This is a genomic window from Pseudomonas versuta (genome assembly GCF_001294575.1).
Lineage (GTDB): Bacteria > Pseudomonadota > Gammaproteobacteria > Pseudomonadales > Pseudomonadaceae > Aquipseudomonas > Aquipseudomonas versuta.
This window is the reverse complement of the sequence record NZ_CP012676.1, coordinates 3,668,531-3,680,000: the sequence shown is the minus strand read 5'-3', so window position 1 is coordinate 3,680,000 and position 11,470 is coordinate 3,668,531. Positions and strand designations below refer to the sequence as shown.

Here is an 11,470-nt window from a genome sequence, read left to right as displayed (position 1 = left end):
ATCTTTACAGTGAAATCGAGTAGGACGGAGCACGAGAAACTTTGTCTGAATATGGGGGGACCATCCTCCAAGGCTAAATACTACTGACTGACCGATAGTGAACTAGTACCGTGAGGGAAAGGCGAAAAGAACCCCGGAGAGGGGAGTGAAATAGATCCTGAAACCGTATGCGTACAAGCAGTGGGAGCCCACTTTGTTGGGTGACTGCGTACCTTTTGTATAATGGGTCAGCGACTTATTTTCAGTGGCAAGCTTAACCGAATAGGGGAGGCGTAGCGAAAGCGAGTCTTAATAGGGCGTCTAGTCGCTGGGAATAGACCCGAAACCGGGCGATCTATCCATGGGCAGGTTGAAGGTTGGGTAACACTAACTGGAGGACCGAACCGACTACCGTTGAAAAGTTAGCGGATGACCTGTGGATCGGAGTGAAAGGCTAATCAAGCTCGGAGATAGCTGGTTCTCCTCGAAAGCTATTTAGGTAGCGCCTCATGTATCACTGTAGGGGGTAGAGCACTGTTTCGGCTAGGGGGTCATCCCGACTTACCAAACCGATGCAAACTCCGAATACCTACAAGTGCCGAGCATGGGAGACACACGGCGGGTGCTAACGTCCGTCGTGAAAAGGGAAACAACCCAGACCGTCAGCTAAGGTCCCAAAGTTATGGTTAAGTGGGAAACGATGTGGGAAGGCTTAGACAGCTAGGAGGTTGGCTTAGAAGCAGCCACCCTTTAAAGAAAGCGTAATAGCTCACTAGTCGAGTCGGCCTGCGCGGAAGATTTAACGGGGCTCAAACCATACACCGAAGCTACGGGTATCATCTTAGGATGATGCGGTAGAGGAGCGTTCTGTAAGCCTGTGAAGGTGAGTTGAGAAGCTTGCTGGAGGTATCAGAAGTGCGAATGCTGACATGAGTAACGATAATGGGTGTGAAAAACACCCACGCCGAAAGACCAAGGTTTCCTGCGCAACGTTAATCGACGCAGGGTTAGTCGGTCCCTAAGGCGAGGCTGAAAAGCGTAGTCGATGGAAAACAGGTTAATATTCCTGTACTTCTGGTTATTGCGATGGAGGGACGGAGAAGGCTAGGCCAGCTTGGCGTTGGTTGTCCAAGTTTAAGGTGGTAGGCTGGAATCTTAGGTAAATCCGGGATTCTAAGGCCGAGAGCTGATGACGAGTTAACTTTTAGTTAACGAAGTGGTTGATGCCATGCTTCCAAGAAAAGCTTCTAAGCTTCAGGTAACCAGGAACCGTACCCCAAACCGACACAGGTGGTTGGGTAGAGAATACCAAGGCGCTTGAGAGAACTCGGGTGAAGGAACTAGGCAAAATGGCACCGTAACTTCGGGAGAAGGTGCGCCGGTGAGGGTGAAGCATTTACTGCGTAAGCCCACGCCGGTCGAAGATACCAGGCCGCTGCGACTGTTTATTAAAAACACAGCACTCTGCAAACACGAAAGTGGACGTATAGGGTGTGACGCCTGCCCGGTGCCGGAAGGTTAATTGATGGGGTTAGCTAACGCGAAGCTCTTGATCGAAGCCCCGGTAAACGGCGGCCGTAACTATAACGGTCCTAAGGTAGCGAAATTCCTTGTCGGGTAAGTTCCGACCTGCACGAATGGCGTAACGATGGCGGCGCTGTCTCCACCCGAGACTCAGTGAAATTGAAATCGCTGTGAAGATGCAGTGTATCCGCGGCTAGACGGAAAGACCCCGTGAACCTTTACTATAGCTTTGCACTGGACTTTGAATTTGCTTGTGTAGGATAGGTGGGAGGCTTTGAAGTGTGGACGCCAGTCTGCATGGAGCCAACCTTGAAATACCACCCTGGCAACTTTGAGGTTCTAACTCAGGTCCGTTATCCGGATCGAGGACAGTGTATGGTGGGTAGTTTGACTGGGGCGGTCTCCTCCTAAAGAGTAACGGAGGAGTACGAAGGTGCGCTCAGACCGGTCGGAAATCGGTCGTAGAGTATAAAGGCAAAAGCGCGCTTGACTGCGAGACAGACACGTCGAGCAGGTACGAAAGTAGGTCTTAGTGATCCGGTGGTTCTGTATGGAAGGGCCATCGCTCAACGGATAAAAGGTACTCCGGGGATAACAGGCTGATACCGCCCAAGAGTTCATATCGACGGCGGTGTTTGGCACCTCGATGTCGGCTCATCACATCCTGGGGCTGAAGCCGGTCCCAAGGGTATGGCTGTTCGCCATTTAAAGTGGTACGCGAGCTGGGTTTAGAACGTCGTGAGACAGTTCGGTCCCTATCTGCCGTGGACGTTTGAGATTTGAGAGGGGCTGCTCCTAGTACGAGAGGACCGGAGTGGACGAACCTCTGGTGTTCCGGTTGTCACGCCAGTGGCATTGCCGGGTAGCTATGTTCGGGAAAGATAACCGCTGAAAGCATCTAAGCGGGAAACTTGCCTCAAGATGAGATCTCACTGGAACCTTGAGTTCCCTAAAGGGCCGTCGAAGACTACGACGTTGATAGGTTGGGTGTGTAAGCGCTGTGAGGCGTTGAGCTAACCAATACTAATTGCCCGTGAGGCTTGACCATATAACACCCAAGCAATTTGCGCTTTGAATACAAAGCCTGCAAGTTGCGGTGTGTGAAGACGATACAAACCGAAAGTTTGCGTAACACACAAATCTATTACATACCCATTCGCTGGAACGTTAACCGTAAGGTAAACGCGCTGGCTACCGAATTTCTTGACGACCATAGAGCATTGGAACCACCTGATCCCATCCCGAACTCAGTAGTGAAACGATGCATCGCCGATGGTAGTGTGGGGTTTCCCCATGTGAGAGTAGGTCATCGTCAAGATTAAATTCCAAACCCCCTGTCTGCTCATGCAGACAGGGGGTTTGTTTTTGTGGCGAGAAAAGTTGCAGACAGCGATACGCTGCAACTCCAGCACTACGGGCCCAGGCTCACCTGAAGCTAAAGTCCTACAAATATGCACAGTTATTTTGTAGTCCGCGCACTAGAATAGGCGCAGTCATTTTCTGAGCCAGAGACTCCTATATGCCAGATCCGGTTGACCCCCAAGGGGTGTCAGATCTACCGCTGGACGAGTTAGTGGCCTGCCACGAGTGCGATCTGCTGATGCGCAGGCCGCATCTCGCCCTCGGTGAAAAAGCCCAATGCCCTCGCTGCGGTTATGAACTCTATGCCCATCGGCACAATGTCGTCGAACGCAGCCTCGCGCTGGTGATTGCCGCTTTGCTGCTCTACGTGCCTGCGAACTTTTTACCCATCATGCAGCTCAATCTATTGGGTCAGACATCGCAAGATACAGTCTGGAGCGGTGTACTGGGCCTGTTCAATACCGGCATGCAGGGTATCGCCGTCGTGGTCTTCCTGTGCAGCATGGGGATTCCGCTGCTCAAGCTGCTCTGCCAACTCGCCGTGTTACTCAGCATTCGCTGGAACATAGGCCGCAGCTACGGGCTGCTTATTTACCGTATGTACCACCACTTACGGGACTGGGGCATGCTCGAGGTGTACCTGATGGGGGTATTAGTGGCGATTGTGAAATTGTCCGACCTTGCAGAGTTGAGTCTCGGTCTTGGTTTAACCTGCTTTGTCAGTTTATTGCTGATACAGGTCTTGCTGGAGGTGGTGATGTCGCCTCACCAGATTTGGCAGGCACTTTCCGGGGAGGATCTCCATGCGGGCGATTGATGCAGGAATCTTGATTTGCGGCGAGTGCCACGAACTGAACAGACAAGATCCCGAGACCGATGAACAAAGCTGTACCCGATGTGGCGCACTGGTCCATGCACGGCGCCCAGACAGCCTTATGCGTACCTGGGCATTGTTGCTAACCTCCGCCATTCTCTATATTCCGGCCAATCTGCTGCCGATCATGACAGTCAACTCATTGGGCCAAGGTTCTCCGAGCACCATCATGGCCGGCGTCATCGAGCTGGTGCAGCACGGCATGATCCCGATTGCGGCCGTTGTATTTGTGGCCAGTATCCTGGTGCCAACCTTCAAGCTCGTCGGTATCGCCTTGCTGTTGTTTTCAGTACAGCGCCGCCAGCCTCTGTCAGCCCGGCAGCGGATCATCATGTACCGCTTTATCGAATTCATTGGCCGCTGGTCAATGCTGGATATTTTTGTCATCGCCATCCTGGTGGCGGTGGTGAACTTTGGACGAATAGCCAGCATCGAGGCCAATCTTGGCGCGGTGGCTTTTGCCAGTGTGGTGGTATTAACAATGCTAGCCGCTGTAACTTTTGATCCCCGACTGATTTGGGATAACACGGAGTCGGACGACGACCATGAGTGAATTGCCTACCGCTAAAACCCGCCCGGCCTCCAACTGGTCGGCAATCTGGATTCTCCCGCTCATTGCCCTGATCATCGGTGGCTGGCTGGGATGGCGCGCCTATACCCAGACCGGAATCGATATTCAGGTACGCTTCGAAAGTGGCGAAGGCATCGTCGCCAACAAGACTGAAGTGGTCTACAAAGGCATGCCTGTGGGCAAGGTCAAAACCCTGGCCCTGGATGAGGATGGCCCGAGCAAAGGGGTGATTGCCACCGTCGAGATGGACAAAGACGTCGAGCAGTACCTCAAAACAAACACTCGATTCTGGCTGGTCAAACCCAGCGTCTCCCTGGCGGGTATTACCGGCCTGGAAACCCTGGTATCAGGCAACTACATCGCCGTCAGCCCGGCCGATGGCGAACCCACTCGCAAGTTCAAGGCCTTGTCACAAGAGCCGCCTCTGTCTGACGCCAAGCCCGGACTGCACCTGACGCTCAAAGCCGATCGCCTGGGTTCGTTAAACCGTGGCAGCCCGGTCTTTTACAAACAGATCCAGGTGGGTCAGATCAAAAGCTACGTGCTGTCAGAAGATCAAAGCACTGTCGAAATCAAGGTCTTCATCGAACCTACTTACGCCAACCTGGTGCGTAAACACACGCGATTCTGGAACGCCAGCGGCATCAGCATCGACGCCAACCTCTCCGGTGTGAAAGTTCGCAGCGAATCCCTGGCCAGCATCGTTGCCGGTGGTATCGCTTTCGCGACGCCAGAGAACCGCAAAGATAGCCCGCCGACTGATTCAAGCCTGCCGTTCCGGCTCTATGAGGACTTTGACGCCGCCCAGGCAGGGATCAAGGTCAAAGTCAAACTGAGTGACTTTGAAGGTCTGCAAGCCGGTCGTACACCGGTCATGTACAAAGGTATCCAGGTCGGTAGCCTCAAGGCCTTGAAAGTCGATCCGGACCTGACCAGTGCCAGTGCCGAACTGGCACTGGACCCGTTGGCGGAAGATTACCTGGTGCAGGGCACCCAGTTCTGGGTGGTAAAACCCTCCATCTCGCTGGCCGGCATCACCGGGCTCGAGGCTCTGGTGAAAGGCAACTACATCGCCATCCGCCCGGGTGACAAGGGCAGTACGCCGGAGCGTGAATTCGTGGCCCGGCCCAAAGCGCCACCGCTGGACCTGCGTTCACCGGGTCTGCACATGGTGCTCTTTACCGAAAACCTGGGCTCACTGGATGTAGGCAGTCCGATTCTCTACAAGCAGGTCAAGGTGGGCTCGGTCCAGAGTTACCAGTTCTCCCGCACCAAGAAACAGCTGGTCATCGGTGTGCACATCGAGAAAGAATATGAAAACCTGGTCAACGCCTCGACCCGTTTCTGGAATGCCAGCGGTATTACCCTTACGGGCGGATTGACCGGAGGAATTCAGGTCAAGAGTGAGTCCCTGCAAAGCCTGATGGCCGGCGGGATTGCATTCGAAACACCGGAAGCCACGGCGCCCCTGCAAAAACGTATCCCGCGTTTCCGCCTGTTCACCGACCGCGACGCTGCAATGCAGCAAGGTGTTGCTGTAACAATCAAAGTGGCCCGTGCCGATGGACTGCGCAGCGGTACACCGATTCGGTTCAAAGGTCTGGATGTAGGCAAGATCGAAAGCGTCGACCTCAGTGACGATCTGCAGTCGGTAATGCTCAAGGCCCGCATCACTGAAGTGCCGGGGCGAATTGCACGGGTGGGCAGTCAGTTCTGGGTGGTCAAACCCGAGCTCGGGCTGATGAAAACTGCAAACCTGGAAACCCTGGTAACCGGTCAGTACCTTGAAGTGCAGCCTGCGGCCCGACAACTGGGGCCGCAAACCAACTTTGTCGCTCTGGACCAAGCGCCGGAGGCTGCCGTCTCGCAAGCCGGGCTAAGCTTGGTGTTGAGTGCTGCACGCCGTGGCTCGCTCAAGGAAGGCGTACCCGTGACCTACCGTGAAGTCACGGTCGGCAAGGTCACCGGATACGAGCTGGGCAACACCGCGGACCGTGTACTGGTGCATATCCTGATCGAGCCGCGTTATGCGCCGTTAGTGCGCAGTGGCAGCCGCTTCTGGAACAGCAGCGGTTTTGGTGTCGATTTTGGCCTGTTCAAAGGCGCCACCATCCGCACCGAGTCGTTGGAAACCCTGGTCCAGGGCGGTATTGCCTTTGCCACGCCGGATGACGACAAGATGGGCAATCAGGCCCGCCCGGAGCAAACCTTCCCCTTGTTCGACAAGTTCGAGGAAGAGTGGCTGCAATGGGCACCGAAAATCCCGCTGGGCAAATAGCCGCCAGTTGTAACCGCTCAAAAAAAGGCCGCGATCATTGATCGCGGCCTTTTGGTTTATAGCACACATCAGGTCTCAGACTTCATCCAGCTCCGGCAGCTGAACCGGTGCGCCAGTCGCAGGTTGCACCTCGTCATGGCGGCGGATGTACTTCCAGTCATCCTCGTCGATGTAAATCCCGTTCGGGCCGCTGCCACCTTCAAGGTCGATGGCCACGTGGGCACAGACCTGCGGTTTGACACTGGCCAGAATAGGCACAAAGCCCAGCTGCAGACTGGTTTCCAGCAGCGCAGTCTGGTTCTTCTCGTCAATGTCGGCGGCTTCGTCCAGGTAGTACGGCAAACGGATACGCCCGGCCTGATCGCGATCCATCAAGTGCAGCAACAGATACATGTTGGTCAGCGCCTTGATGGTCATGGTCGTACCGTTGGACGCAGCACCGTCGATATCGGTGTGGATCACAGGCTGTCCATTGACCTTGGTGATCTCGAACGCCAGCTCAAACAGATCCTTGAGCCCCAGCTGGTTATGGTTTGCCGCTACCAGCCGCGCCAGATACTCCTTGGCTTCTTCGTTCTTGTTGTCCTGCTCGGCGCTCTGGCTGAGGTCGAACACCGACAAGGTTTCGCCTTCTTCGTACTGACCGGCGCTGTGGATAATCTGATCGATATGCTTGAGCGCCTCCTTGTTCGGCGCCAGCACGATGCGAAAGCTCTGCAAGTTGGAGACCTGACGCTTGTTGATCTCGCGGTTGAACAGCGCCAGCTGGTGTTCAAGGCTGTCGTAGTCACTGCGAATATTGCGCAGGGTCCGGGCGATGTCAGTCACGGCTGCACGACGGGCCTTGCCCAGAGTCAGGGCTTCCTCGGTACGGTGCGCATAAGCGTTGATCAGCAATTGCAGACGACGCTCCATGTCATCTTCGCTGTCGAACTTGGCAACGCCTTTGAGGCGCACCTGCGCATACAGCGCTTCGATTTGACCGTCACTGCGCAACAGGCTCTGCCAACTGTCCTGATAGTCGTTGAGCAACGGCAACAGGTTGTCCATCGAGTCGTCGACCGGGTCCATGAACGGCGTACCGAACGGCAGATCGGCCGGCAACAACTGACGACGGCGCAAGCTGTCATCCAGAGTGCGCTGCTTGGCTTCCATGTCACCGATCTGGCGGCCCACCAGCTGCAGCTTGGCCGACAGTTGTTGCACCCGTTCGGTGAATGCATCGCTGGAGCGTTTCAATTCGTCTTGCGCACCTTCGGCCTGGGCCAGTTGCTCAAGTTTTTCGCCTTCCTCGGCACTCAACGTCTGGCTGCGGCGGAAGTCTTCCAGCGCCTTTTGCGCGTCCAGCACCTGTTGATACAGAGACTCGGCTTCACTCTTGCTCGCCGCCCGGTCAGAGGTCACGGCCTGCTGGGTTTTCAGTTGCTTGAGTTCTTTTTCCAGGCGCTCTTTTTGCTCGCGCAACGCAGCGCGGTCGGCCAGCGCTTGCAGGGCAGGCGGCTCAATGTGACTGAGGTCGATGCAAAGCCCGGGTGCCTCAAAACGCTCACCTTTAAAGCCATCGAGGATCAACTCCAGGGATTTGACCCACGCGTCACTGTCATCCAGCGCAATCCCGTGCTCGCCCAGAGGCAAGCTGAACAGGGCGCTGTTGAACAGGCGCATCAGGCGCTCCACATCCTGCTGTGAAAACTCTTCGCGCAGACGGGCGTAGCTATTGTTGTCGGCGTGGTCGAGCTGTTGCTTGACCGATTTCAGGCGTTTTTCCAGATCCCGCAGGCGCTCGTCCAGATCCTCGGCGCTGAACTGCCGCGATTGCGCCAGGGCGCCTGCCAATTCGTCGTGGGCATCCTTGGCGGCCAGCAATTGCTGCTCCAGCACTTTCACATCGTCAACCAGGGCAAAGCGATGCTTGAGCACTGACAGCTCGCCGAGCCAGCGCTGGATGCCACTGATTTCCCGCTCCAGGCGCATCAGCTCCTGGGTGCTGCTGCGTTGATTGTTTTGCAGCGAATCCTGTTCGTTGCGGTAGTGCTCGGATTGAATCAGCAACTCTTCCTTGCGTGCCCCGGCGTAGTCCTGCCAGGTGCCGAGCAGCGAATCCAGGAGCGGCGACAGGCGATGCAGCTTGCCGCGCAACAGATCGCGCTGGCGAACGCCGGCAGCCAGCGCTTCAACCAGCGGCCCGGCGCCGACCAGAGCGTTGTAGTCCTGCTCCATGCGTCGCACGTCGCGGAAGGCTTCTTCACAGGCGGCAATGTAATCGACGCTGCCCGAACGCAGGCTGTGCTCGAAGGCATCGAGGAACAGTTGCTTGAGCTTGGCCGCGGTGATTTCGCGCATGTGCAGCAGGTTGATAAACAGCGCGCGGAACGTCTTCATGCTTTGTTCGCTGGTGGAACGCAGCGGGATCAGCGTCAGGTCCAGCGGGATCGAGGTATGCCCGCCCACCAGCAAGCGGCGCAGCTCGTCAGGCTTGAGCTCGTAGGCCTTGAGGCCATTGCGCTCAAGGTTGGTGAACAACTCTTTTTGCCGCAGGCAGGTGTCATCTTTCTGGTAATGGGCCAAGTCCAGCTCGCCCGCGTAGGCGAAAAACTGATGACCGAAGCCGCCGCCCGGGCCGCGGCCCACCACGCCGATCACATGGGGGCCATGGGGCAGGGAGACTTCCACTAGGATGTAGCTGGTGTCCGACGCAAAGTAGAAGCGGCGCGACTGTTCGAGGCTGTACTTGCCGAAGCTCATGTCTGACATGCGCGCCAGAATCGGGAACTGCAAGGCATTGATCGAGGCTGATTTGCCGAGGTTGTTGGCGCCGTACACCGACAGCGGATGCTCCAGCGGGAACAGACCCAGGCTGTAACCGGCGGTATTGAGCAAGGCAAAGCGGCGTATTCCGTAGCGTTCCTGACTCATGCATCCATCTCCTGTTGCTCGGCGGCAATGGCGCGAGCCAGTGCGGCGTCTTCATCTTCATCCGCGGGCTCTGCGTCATCGTCGATCAACACCGGCGTGGGCAGCGGCAGAATGCTGTGCAGGCTGGCGGCCAGATCGCGGTCTTGCTGAACCGACAGGCAGACGTCGAGGAAGCGGTGCATCGGCGGCAGAAAACGGTAGATACCGGGCTCTTCGCTGGCAAATCCGAGCTGCGTCATGCGGCGCATGATCTTTTCTTCCAGCTCTTCGTGGGTGGTGACTTCCGCCTGTACAAACAGGTCCCGGTATTTATCCAGCAGCGCGGGCAGCTCATCGCGCCCCAGACTGCCGCCATCGAGTACGGCAATCGGGTCGCGGCCCTGATCGGCCAGATGCTCGACGATGATAAAAGTGAACAGCGCCAGGCGTTGCGCAGTCTTGTTCACTTGCGCGGTAGCGGTGTCGGGCACGAAGTAATAAAACCCGCGGGTATCACACACCAGTTCAAAGCCCAGCGCCTTGAACAGGGCGCGGTATTGATCCTGGAAGTTGGACAGTTGCGCGTACAGCTCCGGGTCGCGACGGCTGACGTGGTAACCCTTGAACAACTCACGAAAGATCGGCGCAAGTTGGGGCAGTTCTGACAGATCAAGATGCATGGAGAGGGCTCGCTGTAGTCTCGGTTGCGTCTTCGCTGCGCGAAAGCAGGGCGAAGGAACGCAGGCTGACCAGATGTTCGTGGGTGTAATAATCGCGACGCTCGAGGCGTTCGCGCACGAAGCGTTTTTCCCGTGACAGGCGGGAGAACCAGTACAGCAACTCGTCGGTGTCACCGTCGGGCTCTTGTGCCAGCAGCCAGCTCATCAAGTCCGGCATCGGCAGCGCAGCGCTGCACCGATCGAGCATTTCCTTGACCGTACGCGGCGCTTTGGGCGTTTCGCCCCGATGGACTTTATGCGCCTTGGGGAAGCGTGCCGGCTTGGGCTCAAAGCGGGCCAGTGCATACACGTAGGCTTCAACCTGGCTGGCGCTGCCCAAAAAAGTACTTTGCGGGCGCGTGAACATCGGCATCGACGCTTGGGGCACGGCGTCCAGTCCTTTGCGGCGAATGGCTGCCAGCGCCAGTGCCGCGCCACGGGTCACGGCGTTGTGACGGCGCGCTTCTTCACGCAGTGGCAACAGCAGTTCACGGGCATGGCGCAAAGTCAGCTGGGCGCTGGTTTGCATTTCAAGGATCCGCGCGTGGGTGCGCAGCAACATGTCGTCATCGACCAGATGGCCGAGTCGCTGCTGCTCGCTGAGCATGCGCAGCAATACGTTTTCAACCTTGCGCACGCCTTGCTCGAAAGCACCGTCGGCGTTGACCAGCTGGATCATCGGCTCGACGTATTCGTCCCAGGTCGCCAGAACTTCGGCATAACGCTGGCGCAGAGGGATCTGCCTGTCGCTGGTCTTGGCCCGTTCGGCCACCGCGACCAGGGCCTGTTCGTCATTGGCGAGTTTTTTCAGCACATCGCGAACGCGCATATCGAGCAAACGCAACTGGCGCGCCAGATCATGACCGTCACGGATGTCGAACGCATCCTGGATATAACCTGCCAGACGCTCCAGATGACGCAGATAGGCTTCGATTTCCAGGCACAGGCCCAGGCGGTGTTCGCGCCTCAGGTACGCCAGAAAGTCGAGAATTTGTGCATTCAACTCAAAGCGGTTCGGGCTTTTGGCGACCGGCACCAGAATATCCAGCCGGATCCAGCTGTCGAGGACGTTAGTGATGTCCTGCGGCGTGCTATCCACTTGATGGATAGCCAATTGCAGACGCAGCTCGCTGAGGCTCAACGTGCCTTGGTCGAAGTGTTCACACAAAGGCTCAAGGAGGGCCCAGTGCTCGGCGAGGGCACGTAATACGCGCTTGGGTTCGATCATGGGAGGGCCGGTCAATTGGCAATGAAAGGTCGCGATTGTA

At 56.7% G+C, this 11,470-nt stretch carries 6 protein-coding genes and 2 rRNA genes (1 of these 8 only partly in view); 5 read left to right on the top strand and 3 right to left on the bottom strand.

The genetic code is table 11. The features are described 5' to 3' along the window. The 5 genes from AOC04_RS16560 to AOC04_RS16540 form a co-directional block, all read left to right on the top strand. A 23S ribosomal RNA gene (locus tag AOC04_RS16560) occupies positions 1-2,551 on the top strand (it extends 343 nt beyond the left edge of the window). 154 nt (positions 2,552-2,705) lie between these two features. Next, positions 2,706-2,821, top strand: a 5S ribosomal RNA gene (gene rrf, locus AOC04_RS16555). A 201-nt stretch (positions 2,822-3,022) separates the two neighbouring features. Beyond that, positions 3,023-3,682, top strand: coding sequence for a paraquat-inducible protein A (locus AOC04_RS16550; protein ID WP_060695245.1), 660 nt, complete (start codon positions 3,023-3,025; stop codon positions 3,680-3,682). Further along, positions 3,669-4,292, top strand: coding sequence for a paraquat-inducible protein A (locus tag AOC04_RS16545; RefSeq protein ID WP_003439738.1), 624 nt, complete (start codon positions 3,669-3,671; stop codon positions 4,290-4,292). Before AOC04_RS16550 ends, AOC04_RS16545 begins: the two co-directional genes overlap by 14 nt. Next, positions 4,285-6,588 (top strand): PqiB family protein, encoded by a 2,304-nt coding sequence (locus AOC04_RS16540; RefSeq protein WP_060695243.1) that lies wholly within the window; start codon positions 4,285-4,287, stop codon positions 6,586-6,588. Before AOC04_RS16545 ends, AOC04_RS16540 begins: the two co-directional genes overlap by 8 nt. A 75-nt stretch (positions 6,589-6,663) precedes the next feature. Here the strand turns inward: AOC04_RS16540 and mksF are convergent, their stop codons facing one another. The 3 genes from mksF to mksB are packed head-to-tail and all read right to left on the bottom strand — an operon-like array spanning position 6,664 to position 11,430. Continuing rightward, complete coding sequence (gene mksF / locus AOC04_RS16535) at positions 6,664-9,504, bottom strand: Mks condensin complex protein MksF (RefSeq protein ID WP_060695241.1); 2,841 nt, start codon at positions 9,502-9,504, stop codon at positions 6,664-6,666. Next, the gene (gene mksE, locus AOC04_RS16530; RefSeq protein ID WP_060695239.1) at positions 9,501-10,163 is read right to left on the bottom strand and encodes an Mks condensin complex protein MksE; all 663 of its coding nucleotides are present in this window, start codon (positions 10,161-10,163) and stop codon (positions 9,501-9,503) included. The genes mksF and mksE overlap by 4 nt, the downstream gene beginning before the upstream one ends. Then, on the bottom strand, positions 10,153-11,430 hold the full coding sequence (gene mksB / locus AOC04_RS16525) for an Mks condensin complex protein MksB (protein ID WP_060695238.1): 1,278 nt from the start codon (positions 11,428-11,430) through the stop codon (positions 10,153-10,155). Before mksB ends, mksE begins: the two co-directional genes overlap by 11 nt. Positions 11,431-11,470 lie beyond the last annotated feature (40 nt).

Bases quoted from the DNA above. Each gene is read 5' to 3' on its own strand.
- mksB (WP_060695238.1), bottom strand. From the start codon at position 11,430: ATGATCGAACCCAAGCGCGTATTACGTGCCCTCGCCGAGCACTGGGCC.
- AOC04_RS16545 (WP_003439738.1), top strand. From the start codon at position 3,669: ATGCGGGCGATTGATGCAGGAATCTTGATTTGCGGCGAGTGCCACGAA.
- AOC04_RS16540 (WP_060695243.1), top strand. From the start codon at position 4,285: ATGAGTGAATTGCCTACCGCTAAAACCCGCCCGGCCTCCAACTGGTCG.
- mksF (WP_060695241.1), bottom strand. From the start codon at position 9,504: ATGAGTCAGGAACGCTACGGAATACGCCGCTTTGCCTTGCTCAATACC.
- mksE (WP_060695239.1), bottom strand. From the start codon at position 10,163: ATGCATCTTGATCTGTCAGAACTGCCCCAACTTGCGCCGATCTTTCGT.
- AOC04_RS16550 (WP_060695245.1), top strand. From the start codon at position 3,023: ATGCCAGATCCGGTTGACCCCCAAGGGGTGTCAGATCTACCGCTGGAC.